The sequence below is a fragment of the Pseudomonas sp. LBUM1671 genome (assembly GCF_059695685.1).
Genome location: NZ_CP166782.1, coordinates 2,166,919 through 2,188,970 on the forward strand (window position 1 = coordinate 2,166,919; position 22,052 = coordinate 2,188,970).

A 22,052-nucleotide genomic window follows, 5' to 3' on the forward strand; every position below is an offset into this window, starting at 1 on the left:
GCCTCATTCTTCCACGCGAACTTCACGGAACATGCCCATTTCCATGTGGTACAGGAGATGGCAGTGATAGGCCCAGCGGCCCAGCGCATCGGCGGTGACCCGATAGCTGCGCCGGGAGCCGGGCGGCATGTCGATGGTGTGTTTGCGCACCATGAACTCGCCGTTCTCGTCTTCGAGGTCACTCCACATGCCGTGCAGGTGAATGGGGTGGGTCATCATCGTGTCGTTGACCAACACCACGCGGACCCGCTCGCCGTACTTGAGGCGCAGCGGCTCGGCGTCGGAGAATTTCACACCGTTGAACGACCAGGCGAATTTCTCCATGTGGCCGGTGAGGTGCAGCTCAATGGTGCGGCCGGGTTCGCGGCCGTCCGGGTCTTCGAAGGTGCTGCGCAGGTCGGAGTAGGTCAGGACTCGGCGCCCGTTGTTACGCAGGCCCAGTCCGGGATCGTCGAGCTTGGGCGAGGTGGTCATGGCTTGCATGTCCACCAACGGGTTGTCTTTTTCGGTGTCCGGATGAGATTGCATGCCGGCCATGTTGCTGTGATCCATGCCCGCCATATCGCCCATGCTGCCGTGATCCATCCCGCCCATGCCCATGTCATCCATGGTCACCAACGGACGAGGGTCCAGCGCGGGGATCGGCGCCGACAAACCAGGCTTCGTTGCCAGCGTGCCCCGTGCAAACCCCGTGCGATCCATCGATTGCGCGAACAGGGTGTAAGCCGCTTCGGTCGGCTCGACAATCACGTCAAACGTCTCTGCAACCGCGATGCGAAACTCGTCGACGCTCACCGGTTTGATGTGCAGGCCGTCGGCTGCGACCACCGTCATTTTCAGCCCGGGAATGCGCACGTCGAAGTAGCTCATGGCGGAGCCATTGATAAACCGCAGCCGCAACTTCTCGCCGGGGCGGAATACACCGGTCCAGTTCATGTCGGGTGCCTGGCCGTTCATCAAGTAGGTGTAAGTGGCGCCGCTGACGTCGGCGATGTCCGTGGGGTTCATCTTCATCTCGGCCCACATCGTTCGGTCCGCGACCGTGGCCCCCCAACCTTTTTCGCTGACGTCGTGGATGAAATCACCCACGGTGCGCTTGTTGTAGTTGTAGTAATCCGCCTGCTTTTTCAGCGTCTTCATCAGGCCGACGGCGTCTTCGTCGGTCCAGTCGGTCAACATCACCACGTAATCGCGGTCGTACTGGAACGGCTCTGGCTCCTTGGCATCGATGACCAACGGGCCGTAAACGCCGGACTGTTCCTGAAAGCCCGAATGGCTGTGATACCAGTAAGTGCCGTTCTGACGGACTGTGAATTGGTAGACGTACAGGCCGCCCGGTTCGATGCCGTGAAAACTCAGGCCTGGTACGCCGTCCATGTTGGCCGGCAGCAAGATGCCGTGCCAGTGAATGGACGTGTCGACCTTTAGCTTGTTCCGCACCCGCAACGTCACAGTGTCGCCTTCGCGCCAGCGCAGCAGCGGGCCGGGAATGCCGCCGTTGATGACCATGGCGCTGCGCGGGGTGCCGGTGATGTTGACTGGGGTTTCGCCAATCGACAGATCGAAGTCGGTGCCCGTCAACACCTGGGGTTCGCCAGGGCTGGTAATTGCCCAGACCGGCGTGCGCCATAAGCCGAGAACGCCAAGCAGCCCGCCCGCAGCGAGCCCTTTCACGAAGGTGCGTCTTGTAGTGTTGGAATGCATGCCGTTGTGTTCCCCGTCCGTCAGCCTGGAGCTAGCTTGACGTCGAGGCTAACGAGCGGCACCTTTCAGAAGGCTGAGGCCAGGATTACAATTTTGACAGTTTCGCCGGTGTAGGCGCGTTGAAGCAGGAGGGAGGCGCCACTGAACGGGCGCCTTTTCTTAAAGGTGTTTTTTGGGCCCGGATGTATCAGCCACGGTGCCGCTGCCACAATTGATATACGAGGATGAATTCAGCCAACGCTGATCCGGATAGTAAGAAAACAACAGCTGCCCACCCTTCATCGAATCAATCAGGCGGCGAGCAACCGCCGGTCTGACCGCCGGGCAACCGAGGCTCCTGCCAATCCGTCCATTTGCACGGGCCAGGACCGGACTCACATAAGGCGCGCCATGAATCACGATGGCGCGGTCAAACGCGTTGTCATTGAAACCCGGCTCCAGGCCTTCCATGCGCAGCGAGTAGCCATTCTGCCCGACATAACTTGACTGCGTACGGTACAAGCCGAGACTGGTAGCGAAGCTTTCGTTTTGATTGGAAAAGTTGACTGCCATGTTCTCGCCGCTGTTTCGTCCATGGGCGACCAGTTCATGAAACAGCAACTTGCGCTTCTTTAAATCGAACACCCAGAGCCGCTGTTCGGTCGAAGGCAGGGAATAGTCGATGACCGCAAGCCTTTGGGCAGGCGCTTTGCCTTGAGCGATGCTGCATTGAGAGGCGCGAACGGCGAGGTTGATGACGTTGGCGTTAGCTTTCGGCGCCGCTTTGATGAGGGCGGCCGCGAGAGAATCGGCGTAGGCTGACGGTACGGACATTGCAGTCAGTAGCAGGGCCGAAAGTAGATAGCCAATACGTAGTGGCGCCATATAGATGTCTCATCATGTTAAGTTCGAGTCTAGCAGTGCGTTGGCAGCCAGGCGTTGAATGCGGGAGATTAAGGATTATTCATGGTGCTTTTAACAAGGTTATTCGTCATAAGCCGCGTATTTTTTATGGGCTTTCTGATCAGCGGCACGGCGCTCGCGGAAACTTCGTCGATTGAGCCTGTAAATGCGCCTAGCTCCATGATCGAGGCTGCAGCGGACGATAACGTCGGTCAAGCGATCCAGGCCTCGCTTGAGCCGTTGAAAACCGCATTTCCGCCGTTGCTCACCGCACCACGCAATCGGCGGGTAGACGTGAGCCATCTGGTCATGGATTTTTATACCCATCGTGCCTATCGCGCGGCGTGGACGAATGACAGCGATGTCGCGCAATTGATCGCCAGCCTGAACGCGACCGAGGCTGACGGCTTGACCCCGGCGGACTTTCATATCGATGAATTGATCCGGTCCCAGACCACGATGCAGACCACGCCGGTAACGCCCGAGCAGCGGGCGGCTTTCGATTTGGCGACAACTCATACTTTCATCACCGCGCTGCTGCAGTTGCGTCGCGGCAAGGTCGACCCTTCGCGGCTCGATATTCACTGGAATTTTGATTCGAATGGCGTCGATCCACGTGACGACGTCAATGCTTTCTTTGCCGCGCTCGACAGTCACGACGTGGCCAAGGCGTTTGCCCAGGCACCGCCGCAAGAGGCGGTGTACGTCGGTTTGCGTCAGGCCCTGGCGCAATTGCGCGGTATCCGCGATCGGGGCGGCTGGCCGAAAGTGGTGGTCGACCATTCGCTCAAACCGGGCATGGACGAACCCGCTGTCGCGCATTTGCGCGCGAGGCTGGTCGCGGCCGGTTTCCTCGATCCGCGACTGATCCACGGCACCCAGTACGACGGTGTCGTCACCGCAGCGGTGAAAAAGTATCAAAACGAGCAATACCTGGGCGCGGACGGCATGGCAGGGGCGACAACACTGGCGGCGCTGAACGTGCCCGTTGAGGCGCGCATCGACCAGGTCCGGGTGAACATGGAGCGGGCGCGCTGGCTGCTCTACAAACTCCAGGGCACGTTCGTCATCGTCGATATCGCCGGCTACAAGGTGGCGATGTACCGCGATGGCCTGCCGATCTGGCGATCCCGGGTGCAGGTCGGTAAAGCGGCGCGCAATACCCCAATCTTCCAGGCGCAGATTACCTACATCACGTTTAACCCGACCTGGACCGTACCGCCAACGATCCTCAAGGAAGATATGCTGCCGAAGGTTCAGAGCAATCCCGGCTACCTCGCGGCCAACCGGATTCGAGTGCTGGATCGGGAAGGCAATGTGCTCGATCCGTCGACCGTCGACTGGACTAATCCTCGCGGCCTCACGTTACGTCAGGACGCTGGGCCCGACAGCTCGCTCGGCCAAGTGGTCATCCGGTTTCCCAACGACTATGCGATCTACCTCCACGACACGCCGCATCGCGAGTTGTTTGCCAAAACCGTCCGCGCGACCAGCTCGGGCTGCATTCGGGTAGAGAATCCGCTGCAATTGGTGGAGCTGTTGTTCAACGACCCGGTCCGATGGAACAGCGAAGGCATTCAAAAGCAGTTGGCCAGCGGCAAGACCGAAAACATTCGGCTGCCGGTGAAAGTGCCCGTGTTGCTGGCGTACTGGACCGTGGATTTGGGCAGCGACGGGCGAGTGGCGTTCAAGCCTGATGTGTATGGCTACGATGCGCCGGTGTTGCGGGCGTTGAATCGGCCTTCGCCTGCGCCTGTGATGGAGTTGCACACGGCGGTGGGGTCGGTGGTAGCGGCAGGGCCGGCGCGGCAGTAGGGGCGTGGGCTTGTTTTAATAAGTCCGTCCCCTTTCCGTTGTATTAGGACTTCTACATGCCCGGAATTTAATAATTAGAGTTCCAGTCCCTCTTGTACAACTGAAAGCAGATTGTGCTCAGTCAGCGCAACCGCATCCAGTTGCTGTCCGGCCTGCTCTATCGCCTGCAGCCACCAATGCGTCTCGCCATGCTCGTCCACCGTGCGCAGCAGCGCGAGTTCTTTGCCTTTCGAGTGGATCTCGACACGCCCCGCGCCATCTTCGGTAAAGCGCGCAACAGGGTCGAAGGTGATGCCGTGCTCATTGCCTTCGATCAGCAATTGGTCAATTGCATAATCGAAAGTCGCACCCTCTGAATCGCACTCGAAGACATGCGTGGGATTGCGCCGAAGGACCAGGCCGACCTCGGTCACTGGCAGCAGCCACGCCTCGATCTGCTCATACAGCTCGTAGACTTGGCCGGGCCAGCTGTCGATCATCTGATCCGCGCTGGTAGGCCGGGTATGTTTCAGCTTTGCCGCGAGTTCGTCTGCCTTACTCATTTCGATTCCCTGTCGTGATGTAAGAGTAATCGTAGCTCCTTCAATGCCATCCGGGCTTTGCCCTGCGTCATGTCAGTGACACAAGCGTGACAAATCATTTCTACTCAACAGTCAGTTGCCCGAGACCGCCAGTTCTCCCCGCAAAAACTCCACCAGATCCCGCTGCAACCCCGTCAACGCTCCCTCGCGGCTGATCAACGCCAACTCTGTCGGCGGCAACTCCGGCAGGTCAGTACACACGCTGTGCTCCGGCAACACCGCCGAAGCCGGCAGCACGGAAATCCCCAACCCCGAAGCCACCGCCGCCTGGATCCCGGTCAAACTGTGGCTGCCAAACGCCACCCGCCAGGGGCGCTGCGCCACGTCCAGCAAACGAATCGCCCGCTGCCGATAAATGCACCCTTGCGGAAACAACGCCAATGGCAACACGCCGTTGGCCGAGTCCACGCCCGCGCCTTTGACCCACACCAGCACTTCCGGCCACGCCGCCCAGCACGGCCCGCTGTCCGGTTCGCGTTTGACCAGGGCGATGTCGATCTCACCCGATGCGAGTTTCTGTTTCAGATCCGTGCTCATGCCGCTGACCGTTTCCAGCCGGGCTTGCGGCCGCGCGCGATTGAAGCCGGCCAGGATCAGCGCCATGCGCCGCGCATCGAAGTCTTCCGGTACGCCGATGCGCAGGATCTCCAGATCCAGGTCGCTGGCCAGCGCTTCAACGGCTTCAGATGACAGGGCCAACAAGCGCCGGGCGTAGTGAATCAGCAGTTCGCCATGCTCGGTGACGTTGGCGTTCTGCCCGGTGCGGTCACGCAACAGCAGCGGATGACCGACCAATTCTTCCAGTTTGCGAACCTGCTGGCTCACGGTGGATTGGGTTCGATGCACGCGTTCGGCAGCACGGGTGAAGCTGCCTTCATCGACCACGCAGACGAAAGTCTTGAGCAGTTCAAGATCAAGCATGGTGGTCTCCTTGATATTTGATTTGCCACTGACGGATCAGTATTAATTTAATTTCACACTATCATCAACGGCTCGTAATCTGAAGATCACCCTTCAGAGGATGCCAACATGACACTCAACAACACCCCGCGCCCCGAATGGCTGACCTTCGATTGCTACGGCACGTTGATCCAGTGGGATGAAGGCTTGAAAGCCGTAGTCGCCGAAATCCTGCACGACAAAGGCGACCACAGTGTTGAAGTCGCTCGACTGATCGAGGTCTACGACCGCCATGAACATCGGCTGGAGCAGATGCCGCCGCATCGCTCGTTTCGCCAACTGAGCACGCTCGGGTTGCAGCTCGCCCTGGAGGAGTTGGGGTTGGCGAGCCTGCCCGAAGACAGTCAACGGTTGGCCGGCGCGATTCCGCGGATGCCGCCGTTCCCGGAAGTGATCGAGACCCTCGCGAAACTCAAGGCAATGGGTTTCAAACTGTGCATCGTTTCCAACACTGACGACGACATTATCGCCGGCAACGTTGCGCAACTGGGCGGGCATATTGATCGTGTGATCACCGCGCAACAGGCGGGGGCCTACAAGCCGAATCCGCGGTTGTTTGACTACGCTCATGAACAGCTCGGTGTCAGCCGTGATCAAGTGGTGCACATCTGCGCCAGCCCGACGCTGGATCACACCGCCGCCCGGGACATGCACTTTCGCTGCGTGTGGATCGACCGTGGCACCGGTCGGCAATTGCTGCCGGACTACCGACCCGATGCGATATTGAACACGCTGGATCAAGTCGTGCCTTTGTTCACATCCCTGGGCTGGTAAAAACACGGAGACTTCGCCATGGCACACACCCTTGCAGGCCGTTCGCGTGCCGCGCGTTATGCCGACCTCAACCTGGATTCGCAAGCCGTCATCACGGCCCGCACGGAGCTGGCCGCGTGTTTTCAACTGGCCGCGCTGCATGGCCTGGAGGAGGGCATCTGCAACCATTTTTCGGCGATGGTGCCGGGGCGCGATGATCTGTTTTTTGTGAACCCCTACGGGTACGCGTTCGCCGAGGTGACGGCGCAGAATCTGCTGGTGTGTGACTTCCACGGCAACGTCGTCGATGGTGAGGGGCAGCCCGAGGCGACTGCGTTTTACATCCATGCCCGCCTGCATAAACAGCTGCCGAGGGTGAAAGTGGCGTTCCATACCCACATGCCTCACGCCACGGCGTTGTGCTTGCTGCAAGGGCCGCCGCTGTTGTGGTTGGGCCAGACGGCGCTGAAGTTTTACGGTCGCACGGCGGTGGACGAGAACTACAATGGCCTGGCCCTCGATGAATCCGAAGGTGACCGGATTGCCAGTGTCATGGGCGACGCCGACGTGCTGTTCCTCAAGAACCACGGGGTGATCGTCGCCGGGCCGACCATCGCCGAAGCCTGGGATGATTTGTATTACCTGGAACGTGCCGCGCAAGTGCAACTGATGGCGATGGCAACCCAACGTGACCTCAAGCCGGTGCCCCATGACATTGCCCTGCGGGCCTACGAGCAAATGCGCCGGGGCGATGCCGAAAGCGCGCGGGCGCATTTGCACAGTGCGATGCGGCAGCTATCCAAAGGACAATTGCCCCTCATTACTGCGTAGACTAAGCTCACAAAATATAAGGGCTTTGGGCCTTCGCCCATGCCTTGCCCTTACAGGACGAGCTTTTGCCTATCCTCACTCAAGATCCGGAGCAAATCCCGGGCGGCGCTTTGAAACGGTTATCCCTGCTCAAGGCAGCGGTGCTGTTTATCGCCACGGTGTGCCTGTGTCTCTTTGCTCTGCTTTACCTGCAGCTGGAGCAATCGCGGCGCCACGCGCTGGCAGTGGCGCAAGTCTCGTCGTCGAACCTGGCGCGCGCGATGGCGCAGCAGGCTGAAGACACGTTCATGAAAGCCGACCTGGTGTTGACCAGCCTGGTGGACTGGATTCAGGCCGATGGTTACGGCGCGGCACAAAAACCACGCTTGCAGAAAACCTTCGCCCGGCGGGTGCAGACACTGGGTCAATTGCACGGGATCTTTCTGTTCGACAAACAAGGGCAGTGGGTCGTGACCTCATTCGAGGATTTGACCCATGGTCCCAGCGTGGCTGATCGGGAGTACTTCAAGTTCCACCAGCAGAACGCGTCCACCCTCGCGCACATCGGGCCGGCACTTCGCAGTCGGGAGAATGGTGACTGGATCATTCCGGTCTCCAAACGGTTGAACGACAAGAACGGCAACTTCCAGGGCGTGGTGTTGGCCGGGATCAAAATGGCCTACTTCGATCAGTTCTTCAAAAGCTTCAGCATCGATGACAATGGCTCGATGTTTTTGGCGTTGGCCGACGGCACGTTGCTGGCGCGCAGGCCGTTTGTGGAATCACAGATCGGCACGTCCCTGGCCAAGGGCGAAATTTTTCAGAAGCGCTTGCCTGCCGCGCCTGCCGGCAACGCGATGATCAGCTCGGTGGTCGATGGCGTTGTACGTTTGTATGGCTACCGTCAGCTCGACGCGTATCCGCTGGTGGTCTCGGCGGCATCGTCCAGGGACTCGATACTCAAGGAATGGTACGGCACCGCCTTTCAATCCAGCGTCATCGTTGCCCTGGTGGTATTGGGTGTCGGCCTGTTCGGCTGGGTGTTCGTTCGCCAGGTGCGCGTCGGCGTGCGGGTCGAGGCCGATTTGCGCAAGGCCAAGGACGCCCTGAAGCTGATCGCCACTCACGACAGCCTGACGGGCCTGGCCAATCGCCGGCTGTTCGAGCAGGCGCTGGACATCGAGTTTGGCCGAGGCGCCCGGCAGTCGAGTTCGCTGAGCCTGGTCATGCTCGATATTGATTACTTCAAGCGCTACAACGATGCATATGGCCATGTAGCGGGGGATCATTGCCTGGCGGAAGTGGCGCGGGCGGTGAAGGGTTGCTGCCATCGCAAAGCCGATCTGGCGGTGCGTTATGGCGGCGAGGAGTTTGCGGTGTTGCTGCCCGACACCGACCTTCATGGCGCGCTGGTGATTGCCGAACAGATCCGTCGTAGCGTCATGGACAAGAACATCACCCACAGCGGTTCGCCCACGGGTTACGTGACGGTCAGTCTTGGCTGTTACGCGTTTGTACCGACCGGACGCGACAGCATCGAAGTGTTCATAGAACGCGCGGATGCGGCGTTGTATCAGGCCAAGCATTCGGGGCGAAATCGTTCTGCGGTGCTGTCGATGGAAGGTGGCGTGGAGGCGTTGATGCGCTCTGATCGTTGAGACATTTGTGCCGTTGTTTCAGTGCTGCAACAGTTCATCGTCCGTTTGTCTACCTGTCAGGTCCATCTGCTTTGATCGTCTAGAGTTCCGGTAGCTCTGCCGAACCCGTCAGGTCTCCCCACAGCACGGACGATCGCCAAAATGTTGATACCTCAAGCATTGACAGCCGTTGCTCTAACCCTTGCAGCCTGCGCTGTCTTTCCGCTGGCCAGCCAGGCTCAATCGAATATCTCGCCGCAGGAAGCCAACGCCTTTGTGACGGTGCCGCAGTACCCGTCCGAAGATTTCAAAGCCGTGGTGCAGTCGAATGTCGACACGTTGTATTCGATCGCCTGGCTCGATTTGACCAAAGAGCCGCTGGTGATTACCGCGCCGGACACCGCCGGGCATTTTTACGTGTTGCCCATGCTCGACATGTGGAGCGATGTGTTCGCCGCGCCGGGTGGATATGCGACGGACACACAGGCCAGTGAGTTTCTGCTGACGCCACCGGGATGGGCCGGAACGGTGCCGGCAGGACTGAATCATTTGCCGGCGCCCACGCCCTTCGTCTGGGTTGTCGGTCGCACCGACGTCAGCGGAGCGGTGGACTATGCGACGGTAAACAGGATTCAGGCGGGCTACACCGTGACGCCGTTGTCGCAGGTCGGCAAAAAAACGGAGCCGGTCGCAATCCATGCTCGAGTGGTCACGGCGGGTCGATGATTGCCGGCACTCTCGGCGGGTATGGCAACTACGTTAAGCACACTGAGTAGAGAGCAGCCGAAGATTTCCCGTCATTGGCCGCTTCTACGCGTCCAGCTGCCGGTCCCGCCTCCCGCACCGCCGGTCCCTCCACCGGCAGCGCCCGTGCCGCCGCCCGCACCCGAGCCACTGTTCCCGGCATTTCCACCATTGCCTTCTCTCGATGAGCCATATCCGCCTTTTCCCCCGTCAGAGGTATATCGCCCTGAGGGTTGATCCGGAGAGTGATTGGGCGACATGATCGAGCGTCCGCCAGACCAGGACCGTGTCTCGCTCGCCTCATTGTCGTTGCCGGAGGCTGCGTAAGTGACCCCTGTTGCTGCGGCCAGCAAACCCGTCAACAACAGCGTGGTGATTTTGATGTTCATCTGCGCACGTCTCCCAGGATCAGTCGTTACCTGCTGATGGTGTAACGGGGACGGCGGAGGGTGTTGGCGGGATGACGAATGGTGATGACGCCTTCGCGAGCCGGCTCGCTTGTCTCCCGCAGGGATTGCGCTGAACCTGTGGGCGCGAACCTGCTCGCGATGGCGCTATCAAGCGTGACTCAAGCCTCGGGAACACCATTCTCCCACGCCGACCAATTGTTCAAGATGTCCTGCACCAACGGATTCCCCGTCCGATACAGGTTCTCCAGCGCCGGCACAAACCCGCCCTGATCCGCATACTTGAGCAGGTTATCCACCTCACTCTGACCCGGTGCCGGTCGATCAAAATCGGAGCCGGCACGCACCACTGCCAGGCGTTGCACATCCACCAAACCCTCGCGACTGGCGCGCAACAGCGCTTCATAGGTGGAGTTGTCTTCCTGTTGCGTCGTGCAGTATTCGCCTTTGTTGTCGGTCAGGAGTTTGGTCCAGACCTCGGCACGCTCACTCAAGCGCGTCCCGGAAAACCAGGTGTTGCCCGCCAGCGTGTCGCACCGGGTGACTACCGGCGGCTGATTGGCCGGGGCCGACGGGTACTTCAGACGCCACGCCGCCGATTCCTTGCTCTCGCTCAGTTCAACGTTGTGAGTCAGCGCGAATGCCTTGGCCTGCAACTTCGGATTGAGCTCGAACACTTCGGTCTTGTAATCCAGCGGCGGTTTTTCGTTCGGGCCTTTGGTGTTGATGCCGATGTACCCGGTCGGCCAGTCCTTCGGCGCGTCGCGCGAATCCAGTTCCCACTGGGTGCCGAACTCCACCAAATAATGCGCCCACGCGGCCGTGCCGATGGTCCCGTGTTTCGGGCTGATGCCGGCAATCCCGGCGATCAGGAAATAGCTTTTACGCAGGTCGAATTTTGGCGACAGGGCCAGGGCCAGTGTCGAAGCCGCAGCGTTGGTCTGGCCCATGCCGGTGACCATCAGGCACACCTGCTGCGTGTTGCAGCGAATGGTCGGGTACTCGGCGGACAGGCCTGGCACCCGGACTTCCTGCTTGAGTTCCAGGCGATCAATCCAGTTTTGCGCCTCAGGGGCGAACATGGTGATCAGCATCACTTTCGGCTGGATCGGCGCTTCGCTCGCCCAGGCAGTGGAAGAGAGCAGGGCGGCACAGGCCAGGGAAACACGCGTCATTGCATTCATAAAACCTCCAGGTTCAATCAAGCCTCAAAACTGATAACCGATGCCGGCGTAGTAACCCCAGCCATTGGAGCGAGCGCGAAAGTCGCCGTCGCCGAAATTCAACTCGCTGCCATCGTCCCAGTTGCCGCCGTTGTGGAAATAACGGCCGACCAGGGTGAAGCGCAAATGGGTGAACGAGTACAGCAACACGTTGGTGGCGACGGTGGCGTTGGCGGTGCGGGCCGGGTTGTCCTTGTGCAGGTCCGAGCCGAAATCGAAGTTGGTAAAGCCGATGTACGTCAGCGACGCCCCGTTGCTGAAACTGCTGATTGGCACGATGTATTTGAGTTGGGCGCGGTAGCCGTCCCACGAATACTCGTTGCTGGCGCCGTAGTTTTCCCACTGATAACGCCCGTAGAAATTCGCCGACAGATTGACTCGCGAGTGGGTGTCGATGTCGGTGCCCAGGCCGCTGTACAGCGTATTGGCGCGGTTGGCGCTGTTGCTGCCGTGGTCGTAGATCCAGTCGAACGCCACGTACCATTCCTTGAACGGCCCGATGGCCAGGCTGCGGCCGGCGAGGTAGTCGATGGAGATGCGCGGTTCGTGCTCCATGAACACCGGTGAACCGTGGTCCCATGCGCCTTTGTCATGACTGTTGCCGATGTCGAAGATCTTCGGGATGTCGATGTAGCCGTACAACTCGAACGGCCCCTTGCGCCCGAAGTACTCGTACTCCAGGTAAATGTCGTCGGCCGGTTGCGGGCCGAAACTGATGTCTTTGCTGCCGATGACGGTCAGGTCCTGGTTGAACCAGTCCGACAGGTAGACGCCTTTTTTCGGCGGGCTGGCTTCGGGGCTGAGGGTTTCGCCCTGGGCGGATTCTTCGGCGGGGGCGGGTTGCGCCAAAACGGTGCTGCTGAGTAGTCCTGTAACGCTGGCCAACAGCAAGGAAACAGCAAAGGTGCGCGAGCAAGTCACGCGGCTGGACGTGCGGTGCATTAAAAGTCCCTTTTCGTGCGGATCGAAGGCCCGATTCTTCGGGCTTGCGCAGTAATGTCGCGAAAACGTCTGTATCAGCGACTCGCAAACGTTTGCACAAGAGATGCCAATTATTTCAATTCCATGAAAAATAGATGAATTCAGAGTTTTTATTGTCGTTTTGGTCAGGTACGCGGGCTGACGCTTCTGTAGCAGCTTTGTGGCGAGGGGATTTATCCCCGTTCGGCTGCGAAGCAGTCGTAAAACCTGAACGCACGGTCTATCTGATACACCGCATTGCTTGATTTCGCGACTGCTTCGCAGTCGAACGGGGATAAATCCTCTCGCCACAAGGTGTTGCGCCTTGGATTGGCCGCCAATGCTAGACTCGCCCCCATTGTCTTCACGAGGTTATTCCCCCATGAGCGAGCCGATTCGTCTGACTCAATACAGCCACGGCGCAGGCTGTGGCTGCAAGATTTCGCCGCAGGTGCTGGAGGTGATTCTGGCCGGCAGCGGGGCGCAGAATCTGGACCCCAAACTCTGGGTCGGCAACGCTTCGCGCGATGACGCGGCGGTGTATGCGATCGACGACGAACGCGGCGTGGTCTCGACCACCGACTTCTTTATGCCGATCGTCGATGACCCGTTCGATTTCGGCCGCATCGCCGCCACCAATGCCATCAGCGATATCTACGCCATGGGCGGTGATCCGTTGATGGCGATTGCGATCCTCGGCTGGCCGGTGAATGTGCTGGCGCCGGAGATTGCCCGGGAAGTGATTCGCGGCGGTCGCTCGGTGTGTGACGAGGCGGGTATTCCGTTGGCCGGTGGGCATTCCATCGACGCGCCGGAGCCTATTTTCGGCCTGGCGGTGACCGGGCTTGTGCAAAAACGCCACATGAAGCGCAACGACACCGCCACCGCCGGCTGCCTGCTCTATCTGACCAAACCGTTGGGCATCGGCATCCTCACCACCGCCGAGAAGAAGGGCAAGTTGCGCACGGCCGACATCGGCCTGGCCCGCGACTGGATGTGCACCCTGAACAAACCCGGCAGCCGCTTCGGCAAGCTCGACGGCGTAACCGCGATGACCGACGTCACCGGTTTCGGTTTATTGGGGCACCTGGTGGAAATGGCCGATGGCAGCAACGTCACCGCGCGCATCGAATACAACCGTGTGCCGCGTCTGCCGGGTGTCGAGTATTACCTCGATCAGGGCTGCGTACCGGGCGGCACCTTGCGTAATTTCGACAGCTACGCCAGCAAGGTCGGGCGCGTGCAGGAACTGCATAAACGGGTGCTGTGCGATCCGCAGACCAGCGGTGGCCTGCTGGTTGCGGTCACGCCGGAAGGCAACGAACAGTTCCTCAAAGTGGCCAGCGAACTGGGCCTGTCCCTTGAGCCGATCGGTGAGCTGGTTGAGCGACAGACCAACGCGGTCGAGGTGTATTGATGTCAATCGACTTCACCGATTACCGCGACATCTTCCTCAACGACCGGCCGATGATGGATGCCCGCGCGCCGGTCGAATTCCACAAGGGTGCATTCCCCGGTGTGGTCAATCTGCCGCTGATGAATGACCACGAGCGGCAGCGGATCGGCACCTGCTACAAACAACACGGCCAGCAAGCGGCGATCACCCTGGGGCATCAACTGGTGTCCGGCGAGATCAAGGCCGAACGCATCCAGGCCTGGGCCGAATTTGCCCGGGCGCATCCTGAGGGTTATCTGTATTGTTTTCGCGGCGGCTTGCGTTCGCAGATCGTCCAGCAGTGGCTCAAGGACGAGGCCGGCATCGACTATCCACGCGTCGGTGGCGGCTACAAGGCGATGCGCAGCTTCCTGCTGGACACGATCGATCAAGCCGTTGCCCAGTGCGATTTCGTGTTGCTGGGCGGCATGACCGGCACCGGCAAGACCGAGGTGCTCACGCAGCTGCGCAACGGCCTGGACCTTGAAGGTCACGCCAATCATCGCGGTTCCAGCTTCGGCAAACGTGCCACCGGCCAACCCTCCAATATCGACTTTGAAAACCGCCTGGCGGTGGACGTGCTGAAGAAGCGCGCCCATGGCATCGAGCAGTTTGTGCTGGAAGACGAAAGCCGCGCGATCGGAAGCTGCGCGTTGCCGTTGCCGCTGTTTCAAGGCATGCAGCAGTTCCCGATGGTCTGGCTGGAAGACAGTCTGCAAGGGCGGGTCGAACGGATCTTGCGCGATTACGTCGTGGACCTGTGTGCCGAATTCATCAGCGTGCATGGCGATGAGGGTTTTGCGCTGTTTTCCGAGCGTCTGCTGGAGAGCCTGAACAACGTGCAGAAGCGTCTGGGCGGTGAACGGCACCGGCGGATGTTGACCCTGATGGAAGACGCGCTGGCGGAGCAGGCGAATAGCGGGGTGGTGGATTTGCACCGGGGCTGGATCGAAGGGTTGCTGCGTGAATATTACGATCCGATGTATGCGTTTCAGCGGGAGAAGAAGGGCGCGCGGATTGAGTTTGTCGGGGAGAAGGGCGCGGTTCTTGAGTACCTGCGCGAGCGTGCTATCCAGCGAGGATAACGTTGTTTTTGCCGGCCTCATCGCGGGCAAGCCCGCTCCCACAGGGTTTGTGTTCACCACGGATCCCTGTGGGAGCGGGCTTGCCCGCGATGAGGCCCAAACAGGCGCTATAAACTTTAATGCCGGGAAGGGGCCCGACAGCTTAAGTCGGACACGTCTCCCGTCCATTATCCAGCCCTTGCTTATAACTGTGGCTTTGCAGACTCGCCTTGCCGTTGTGCCACGTCAGCGTGAGCACAAACAGCGAGTCGTAGTCGCTCGACTCCCAGTCTTCAGTGATCTTCTGTTTCTTGCCGACCGCGTCGCCCGCGACCTTGTTGATCAGCTCGGGCAGGTAACCGTGGGACCAGGCCGTGTAGATGACCGAGTTGTGATACTTGTCGTGGAGTAATTCGTCCGCCAGGTCGCTGGTGTCGTTGGCCGAAAAGTTGATGTTCACTGGCAAGCCGAGCTTGATCGCGCTGGGGCTGATGGTCATCAGCGGGCGGATGTAGCTGTAGGAATTGTCCAGTTCGCCTTCCTCGACATTGCGGGTCGGGTTGGCGGCAAAGACGTAATTGGCCTTGCCGAATTTTTCCGGCAGCAAGGTGGCCAGATCGATGGCGCGGTTCAGGCCCTGGCAGTTGAGCTGGCCCAGGCCGCCTTCGGGTTTTTCCGCGTGACGCAGGAACACCAGGGTCTGGGTGCCGTCTGCCGGTTGGGCGCGGCTCTCGCTGGACTCCAGGGAAAGGAACAACGCGCTCACCGCCAGCAGGGAGGGCAGGACGACATACGCACGTTGCTTGAAGCGATTGGCAAATTTCAAAAGGTTCATCATTTGAATAGGTGATCTTCAGCGCATTTGGTTAAGGCTGACAAACCTTTACACCACGAGCTCCCAGCATCGGGTGTTTTCCATGTCGTTGGGCCGGTCCGTTTCCGAAAGGGCAGTTCTCAGAGTCCTCTGAAGCCCATTTGGTTCGATTCCGGCGAGTGCGCCGCAATGTACCGGTTACCTTGTATGGGTTGGAGCAGAGGTTATCGACAGGATGTTGCGGATTTATGGACACGGTACACGTAGAGGCGCCGAAGAAAGACTGCAATGTTTTGATCTTGTTCATCAGCAAGATTGATACGAAAAAAGCCGGCTCCTCCATTATGATCAGCGCTACTTTTCCCTGTGGATGCTCCCATGACCGATCTGTCCGCGTTCCCGATTACCCACAAATGGCCGGCTCAATACCCAGACTGGATCCAGCTGTACTCCTTGCCGACCCCCAACGGCGTCAAGGTGTCGATCATGCTCGAAGAGATCGGTCTGCCTTACGAGCCCCATCGCGTGGGCTTCGACACCAACGATCAAATGTCCCCTGCGTTTCTGTCGCTGAACCCCAACAACAAGATCCCGGCGATCCTCGACCCCCACGGTCCCGATGACAAACCCCTGTCGTTGTTCGAATCCGGCGCGATCCTGATTTACCTCGCCGACAAGAGCGGCCAGTTGCTGGCGCAGGAATCGGCGGCGCGTTACGAGACGATTCAGTGGTTGATGTTCCAGATGGGCGGCATCGGGCCGATGTTCGGCCAACTCGGTTTCTTCAACAAATTCGCCGGCAAGGACTACGAAGACAAGCGTCCGCGTGACCGTTACGTCGACGAAAGCAAGCGCCTGCTCAAAGTGCTGGATGGCCGTCTGGAAGGACGCGACTGGATCATGGGCGAACGCTACACCATCGCCGACATCGCGACCTTTCCGTGGGTGCGCAACCTGATCGGCTTCTATGAAGCTGGCGATCTGGTGGGCATCAAGGATTTCCCCAATGTCACACGCGTACTGGAGCGTTTCCTGGCGCGGCCGGCGGTGATCCGCGGGTTGGAAATTCCCAAGTAAACCTCTTCGACTTTCTCAAGACCAAGGCAGGCAATGAGCTCATTCGATTTCAAGCAAGTGGATGTCTTCAGCCGGGTTGCGCTCAAGGGCAATCCGTTGGCGGTCGTGTTCGGTGCAGACAGGCTCAGCGATGAACGCATGGCGGCGTTCGCGACCTGGACCAACCTCAGCGAAACCACGTTCATCCTCGAACCGCGCGACCCTCGCGCCGACTATCGGGTACGGATCTTCACCACCCTCAACGAGTTACCGTTCGCCGGTCACCCGACCTTGGGCACTTGCCACGCATGGCTTGAAGCCGGTGGCGTGCCCAAGGGCGAGGAGATCATTCAGGAGTGCGGTGTCGGTCTGGTGCGGGTCCGCAGGCAAGGCGCTGAGCTGGCCTTTCTTGCACCGCCACTGATCAAGACCGGGCCGGTGGACGCTGACGTGGTTGAGCGCGTGCGCCGTGGCCTGCGGTTGGAGCCGGGTGCGATTGTCCGGGCGCAGTGGGTCGATAATGGCGCTGGCTGGCTGGCGGTGATGGTCGAGGACCGCCAGCAGGTCCTGGATTTGCAGCCGGATCATTCACAAATGCTGGGCCTGGCCGTCGGTGTGATCGCGCCGTGGCACCCCGAGCGCGATGGCGATGACGCGCAGTTTGAAGTGCGCGCGTTCATCTCCGGCGACGGCATGCCGGAAGACCCGGCCACCGGAAGCCTGAACGCCGGGATTGCGCAGTGGTTGCTTGCTGAAGGGCTGGCGCCGTCGGCTTACGTGGTCAGCCAGGGCCTGACCATGGGCCGCGCCGGGCGCATTCAGGTGGAGCAGGTGGGGGATGAGATCTGGATTGGCGGGTCTGTGGTGACCTGCATAAGCGGCACATTGACGCTTTAACCCTTAACCCTGTGGGAGCGGGCTTGCCCGCGATGGCGTCGTGTCAGTCGACACGAGTATTGACTGATACACCGCCATCGCGGGCAAGCCCGCTCCCACAGGGTTTTGTACTGGACGCGCGATTGTTGCCGAACCGGTAACGGTGTGTTCTGTGCTTGAGGTTTGTACCCCGCGCCTCGCAGGGCATAAGCTTCGCCTCCTATGACTTTCGTCTCGTCCTCCGTTTTTCAGGAACCCCTCATGTCCAGTCAGTTCCCCGAAGCACGTCCACGCCGTTTGCGCCGCAATGCGAGCCTGCGCAGCCTGTTCCAGGAAACCGAGTTCAGCCTGAACGACCTGGTGCTGCCGATTTTCGTCGAGGAAGAAATCGATGATTTCGTGCCGATCAAAAGCATGCCGGGCGTGATGCGCATTCCGGAGTCGAAACTGGCTGGCGAGATCGAGCGCTATGCCCGGGCCGGGATCAAGTCGGTGATGACGTTCGGCGTGTCCCATCATCTGGATAGCAGCGGCAGTGATACCTGGAGCGACAACGGCCTGGTGTCGCGCATGTCGCGTATTGCCAAGGATGCGGTGCCGGAGATGATCGTGATGTCCGACACCTGCTTTTGCGAATACACCGATCACGGCCATTGTGGCGTGATGCACAACCACGAAGTCGACAACGACCAGACCCTGATCAGCCTCGGCAAACAAGCGGTGGCGGCGGCCCGGGCCGGTGCGGATGTGATTGCTCCGTCAGCGGCCATGGACGGGCAGGTCCAGGCCATTCGCCGGGCACTCGACGCAGCCGGTTTCACCCAGACTGCAATCATGGCCTATTCGACCAAGTTCGCGTCCGCGCTTTACGGCCCGTTCCGCGAAGCCGGCGGCAGCGCGCTCAAAGGCGACCGCAAAAGCTACCAGATGAACCCGATGAACCGCCGCGAAGCGGTGCGCGAGTCGCTGATGGACGAGCAGGAAGGCGCCGATGCGTTGATGGTCAAGCCGGCCGGCGCGTACCTGGACATCATCCGCGACATCCGCGAAGTTTCGCGTTTGCCGCTGTCGGCGTATCAGGTCAGCGGCGAGTACGCGATGATCAAGTTCGCCGCACAGGCCGGGGCGATTGATGAGGATCGCGTGGTACGTGAAAGCCTTGGGGCGATCAAGCGGGCGGGGGCGGACCTGATCTTCACCTACTTCGCGATGGACCTGGCCCTGGCCGGGATCTAAACCCCACCATCTATCCCCCTGTGGGAGCGGGCTTTTGTGGTGGTGGGGCTTTTGTGGCGAGGGGATTTATCCCCGTTGGGTTGCGAAGCAGCCCCAAATCGAACACTGCGGTGTATCAGACACACCGCAAACAATGGTTTTACGACTGCTTCGCAGCCGAACGGGGATAAATCCCCTCGCCACAAAAGCCTGGTCTCACATTTGGACTGTACTGAATCAGAGCGAACCAAAAAACGGCCGGATCTCGTGCTCCTTGAAATACCGCTCAATCACCTTGGGATCGGCCGAGTTGTCGGCAATCGCCACATAGGTATCCGGGCGCAGCAGATAAAACCCGTTACGCCCCAACCCCGCTGCTTCAAACGCCGGCCGCCAGTCGAACACGTGCAACGGCACGTGATGCTCGTGGCACCAGGCGATCATTTCGTCGCTGGTGTCGCCATACACATGCACTTGCCAGGTCAGACACTTCAGCGATTCAAAATTGTCTCCCGCGCCGTCGTGGGCCCAGGGCAGGCGATCGCCGCCATGAACATGGCCGGCGACACCCGTGCTCAACGCCGTCCCACGATAGTTCAGGGTGATCTGCGACACGGTGCGAAACAGAAACTCGCGGGAGGTCTCGAATGAGGCCATTTTCGGAATCAGGAACGGCGCCAGACGGGTGCGCAGCAAATCGGCCAGACGCCCTTCGGCGGTGACGAAGGTGAACACCCGGTCAGTGGTGGCCACCAGTTTTCGGGCAAAAGCGATGCGTTCGGTTTCGTAGGTGTCGAGCAGCGTGGCCGTGGCTCCGCCGCTCAAGACGGCCGCCAGTTTCCAGGCCAGGTTGATGGCATCGCCGATCCCGGTGTTCATGCCTTGGCCGCCCGCCGGGCTGTGGACGTGCGCGGCGTCGCCCAATAGAAAGGCGCGACCGTTGCGAAAGTGATCCGCCACGCGGTGATGCACCCGATAAGTCGAGAACCAGTTCACCTGATCAATCTGCACCTTCATATGCTCGATGGCCCGGCTGCTGACGTTCTCAAATTGCAGGGTCTCAGCACGGTCGGCGCGCTCGTCGCGCACGGTGCCGATCAAGCGGGCGCGGCCTTCACCGGCTAACGGAAACACCGCGAGAAAGTCCGCTTCATCCAGGTCCAGGTGTAGTTCACCGTTGAACGTCGGCCCGCGAGCCTGGACGTCGGCCACGTAGAAAATCTGCTGGTAGGTGCCGCCGGGAAAACCGGTGTCCAGGGTTTTGCGCACGATTGACCGGGCGCCGTCGCAACCCGCCAGATAACACGCCTGGCAGATTTCCTGCTGGCCATCGGGTAAGCGCAACCTTGCGCTGATGCCATCGCCGGTTTCTTCAAAATTTTCCAGTTCGGTGTTGCGCTCGACCTTGATGCCGAACCCTTCGAGGCGTTCAATCAGCAACTGTTCGTGTTCGTCCTGAGGGAACATCTCGAGAAACGCGTAAGGCGTCAGCCCCTCGCCGATACCGGTCAATGGCAGGCGCGCCACGGGCTCGCCCTTGACCCAGAAATTCGCCGCGTCCACTCGATGACCTTTCTGTACCACGGCATTGCTGAGGTCGAGCTGGCGATAAAGCTCCAGCGTCCGCGCCTGGACCGCCAGCGCCCGCGACGTGGTGCCGGGGGCCGACGTCTTGTCGATAATCCGTACCCGAATTCCCAGTTTGCTCAGCCACAGCGCCAGTACCAGCCCGGTCGGGCCAGCGCCGACGATCAGTACGTCACTACGGTTCATGAGCCTGTCCTCCTCGGTGTGTGGCTCCAGTATGGTCTAGCACGGGCATATGAAAAGGCCGGCCGCCCAACGGAAAAAGGCCCCGCAACCGTGAAGTGGCGGGGAGATGCCGGGCAAGGGGAACGGGGCGTTGCGGCAGGAGTCATAGCCTGCGCCATGCCTTTGGTCGTATGGTTAACCCGGTTCAGCAGCGTTGATGGAGCACCATGCAAGCCAATCGATTGATCATGAGCGTCGCTGCATTGCTGGTGCTGGCCGGTTGCGGCACCCAGCGCACTCAGGAGTTGCCGGCCCGAAAACCCGCCGAGGTCAAGGCCGAGATCGTGCGCCTGCTGCCGGCGAAAACCGTCGACCGCCAAGGCTGGGCCACGGACATCTACGCTGCTTTCGCCGCGCAGAACATCTATCCGTCCACGCAAAACCTGTGTTCGGTACTCGCGGTCACCGAGCAAGAATCGACCTTTCAGGTCGACCCACCCGTGCCGGGCCTGGGCAAGATTGCCCGCGAAGAGATCGACCGTCGTGCCGCCAAAGTGCATATCCCCAGCCTGCTGGTCAGCGGTGCACTGCAGGTCAGTTCATCCAACGGTAAAAGCTACAGCGACCGGTTGAATGCGGCGCGCAGCGAAAAAGAGCTCAGCGCGATTTTCGATGACTTCATCGGCATTGTGCCCATGGGGCGAACCTTGTTTGCAGGGCTCAACCCGGTGCACACCGGTGGGCCGATGCAGGTCAGCATCGATTTTGCCGAGCAGCAGGCGCGGGATTATCCGTATCCGGTGGACGGCTCGATCCGTCGTGAAGTGTTCAGCCGTCGCGGCGGCATGTACTTCGGCATTGCTCACTTGCTCGGGTACCCCGTGAGCTACAAGCAACCGCTGTATCGCTTCGCCGATTTCAATGCCGGCTGGTACGCCAGCCGCAATGCGGCGTTTCAGAACGCGGTGAGTCGTGCATCAGGTATCCCTTTGGCGCTCGATGGCGATCTGGTGCGCTACGACTCGATCATGCCCGGCACCACGGAAGAGGCAGTGCGCACCCTTGGCAAGCAACTGGGCATGCGTAACACGACCATTCGGGATCAATTGGAGGAGGGCAAAAACCTCCAGTTCGAAGATACCCAGCTCTATTCGCGGGTGTTCGACCTGGCCGAGCAGGCGGAAGGTCGGCGGTTACCTAGGGCGGTGTTGCCGGGAATCGTGCTGCAAAGCCCGAAAATCACGCGCAAACTCACGACAGCGTGGTTTGCCAAGCGGGTCGATGAGCGTTATCAGCGATGCATGACGCGGGCGGGCAAGTGATCGGTCGCAAAAAACAGGCGTAAAAAACCCGGCTGATAAGGC

The 22,052-nt window shown here is 60.1% G+C and carries 19 protein-coding genes; 11 read left to right on the forward strand and 8 right to left on the reverse strand.

Annotated elements, in window-relative coordinates; genetic code table 11:
• Positions 1-3: 3 nt before the first annotated feature.
• Positions 4-1,704: a copper resistance system multicopper oxidase gene (locus tag ACA060_RS09885; RefSeq protein WP_497316905.1), complete on the reverse strand. Its 1,701-nt coding sequence runs from the start codon at positions 1,702-1,704 to the stop codon at positions 4-6.
• A 159-nt stretch (positions 1,705-1,863) separates the two neighbouring features.
• Positions 1,864-2,568, reverse strand: a complete 705-nt coding sequence (locus ACA060_RS09890) for a murein L,D-transpeptidase catalytic domain family protein (protein ID WP_497316907.1) — start codon at positions 2,566-2,568, stop codon at positions 1,864-1,866.
• Between the two features lie 81 nt (positions 2,569-2,649).
• On the opposite strand from ACA060_RS09890, the gene ACA060_RS09895 reads away from it, so the two are divergent.
• Positions 2,650-4,401, forward strand: a complete 1,752-nt coding sequence (locus ACA060_RS09895) for a L,D-transpeptidase family protein (protein WP_497316909.1) — start codon at positions 2,650-2,652, stop codon at positions 4,399-4,401.
• A gap of 74 nt (positions 4,402-4,475) precedes the next feature.
• Here the strand turns inward: ACA060_RS09895 and ACA060_RS09900 are convergent, their stop codons facing one another.
• Positions 4,476-4,943 carry a hypothetical protein gene (locus ACA060_RS09900; protein ID WP_497316911.1) on the reverse strand — a complete coding sequence of 156 codons (468 nt, stop codon included), beginning with the start codon at positions 4,941-4,943 and terminating at the stop codon, positions 4,476-4,478.
• Between the two features lie 111 nt (positions 4,944-5,054).
• A complete protein-coding gene (locus ACA060_RS09905) occupies positions 5,055-5,903 on the reverse strand; it encodes a LysR substrate-binding domain-containing protein (protein ID WP_497316913.1) in 849 nt (282 codons plus the stop codon).
• A gap of 108 nt (positions 5,904-6,011) precedes the next feature.
• On the opposite strand from ACA060_RS09905, the gene ACA060_RS09910 reads away from it, so the two are divergent.
• From ACA060_RS09910 to ACA060_RS09925, 4 genes are all read left to right on the forward strand, one after another.
• Complete coding sequence (locus ACA060_RS09910; RefSeq protein ID WP_497316914.1) at positions 6,012-6,716, forward strand: haloacid dehalogenase type II; 705 nt, start codon at positions 6,012-6,014, stop codon at positions 6,714-6,716.
• A gap of 18 nt (positions 6,717-6,734) precedes the next feature.
• Entirely contained in the window at positions 6,735-7,526 is a 792-nt protein-coding gene (locus tag ACA060_RS09915; RefSeq protein WP_497316916.1) for an aldolase, read from the forward strand.
• Positions 7,527-7,591: 65 nt separating this feature from the next.
• Positions 7,592-9,163 carry a sensor domain-containing diguanylate cyclase gene (locus tag ACA060_RS09920; RefSeq protein WP_497316918.1) on the forward strand — a complete coding sequence of 524 codons (1,572 nt, stop codon included), beginning with the start codon at positions 7,592-7,594 and terminating at the stop codon, positions 9,161-9,163.
• Positions 9,164-9,304: 141 nt separating this feature from the next.
• The gene (locus ACA060_RS09925) at positions 9,305-9,868 is read left to right on the forward strand and encodes a DUF1254 domain-containing protein (RefSeq protein WP_497316919.1); all 564 of its coding nucleotides are present in this window, start codon (positions 9,305-9,307) and stop codon (positions 9,866-9,868) included.
• Between the two features lie 586 nt (positions 9,869-10,454).
• Here ACA060_RS09925 and ACA060_RS09930 read toward each other — a convergent pair.
• Positions 10,455-11,477, reverse strand: a complete 1,023-nt coding sequence (locus ACA060_RS09930; RefSeq protein WP_109629103.1) for a purine-nucleoside phosphorylase — start codon at positions 11,475-11,477, stop codon at positions 10,455-10,457.
• 24 nt (positions 11,478-11,501) lie between these two features.
• On the reverse strand, positions 11,502-12,458 hold the full coding sequence (locus ACA060_RS09935; protein WP_497316921.1) for a nucleoside-specific channel-forming protein Tsx: 957 nt from the start codon (positions 12,456-12,458) through the stop codon (positions 11,502-11,504).
• A 400-nt stretch (positions 12,459-12,858) separates the two neighbouring features.
• On the opposite strand from ACA060_RS09935, the gene selD reads away from it, so the two are divergent.
• Positions 12,859-13,893, forward strand: coding sequence for a selenide, water dikinase SelD (gene selD / locus ACA060_RS09940; protein WP_497316923.1), 1,035 nt, complete (start codon positions 12,859-12,861; stop codon positions 13,891-13,893).
• A complete protein-coding gene (gene mnmH, locus ACA060_RS09945; RefSeq protein ID WP_497316924.1) occupies positions 13,893-14,996 on the forward strand; it encodes a tRNA 2-selenouridine(34) synthase MnmH in 1,104 nt (367 codons plus the stop codon). Before selD ends, mnmH begins: the two co-directional genes overlap by 1 nt.
• A 142-nt stretch (positions 14,997-15,138) precedes the next feature.
• Here mnmH and ACA060_RS09950 read toward each other — a convergent pair whose 3' ends face one another.
• Positions 15,139-15,813, reverse strand: coding sequence for a histidine phosphatase family protein (locus ACA060_RS09950; protein ID WP_109629191.1), 675 nt, complete (start codon positions 15,811-15,813; stop codon positions 15,139-15,141).
• Positions 15,814-16,167: 354 nt separating this feature from the next.
• On the opposite strand from ACA060_RS09950, the gene ACA060_RS09955 reads away from it, so the two are divergent.
• The 3 genes from ACA060_RS09955 (at position 16,168) to hemB (ending at position 18,957) form a co-directional block, all read left to right on the forward strand.
• Positions 16,168-16,866, forward strand: coding sequence for a glutathione binding-like protein (locus tag ACA060_RS09955; protein WP_497316926.1), 699 nt, complete (start codon positions 16,168-16,170; stop codon positions 16,864-16,866).
• A gap of 33 nt (positions 16,867-16,899) precedes the next feature.
• Positions 16,900-17,742, forward strand: a complete 843-nt coding sequence (locus ACA060_RS09960; RefSeq protein WP_497316928.1) for a PhzF family phenazine biosynthesis protein — start codon at positions 16,900-16,902, stop codon at positions 17,740-17,742.
• Between the two features lie 240 nt (positions 17,743-17,982).
• On the forward strand, positions 17,983-18,957 hold the full coding sequence (hemB, locus tag ACA060_RS09965; protein ID WP_497316929.1) for a porphobilinogen synthase: 975 nt from the start codon (positions 17,983-17,985) through the stop codon (positions 18,955-18,957).
• Between the two features lie 216 nt (positions 18,958-19,173).
• Here the strand turns inward: hemB and ACA060_RS09970 are convergent, their stop codons facing one another.
• Positions 19,174-20,709 carry an FAD-dependent oxidoreductase gene (locus tag ACA060_RS09970; protein WP_497316931.1) on the reverse strand — a complete coding sequence of 512 codons (1,536 nt, stop codon included), beginning with the start codon at positions 20,707-20,709 and terminating at the stop codon, positions 19,174-19,176.
• Between the two features lie 206 nt (positions 20,710-20,915).
• On the opposite strand from ACA060_RS09970, the gene ACA060_RS09975 reads away from it, so the two are divergent.
• Positions 20,916-22,010, forward strand: a complete 1,095-nt coding sequence (locus tag ACA060_RS09975; RefSeq protein WP_497316933.1) for a DUF1615 domain-containing protein — start codon at positions 20,916-20,918, stop codon at positions 22,008-22,010.
• The last annotated feature ends 42 nt before the right edge of the window (positions 22,011-22,052 follow it).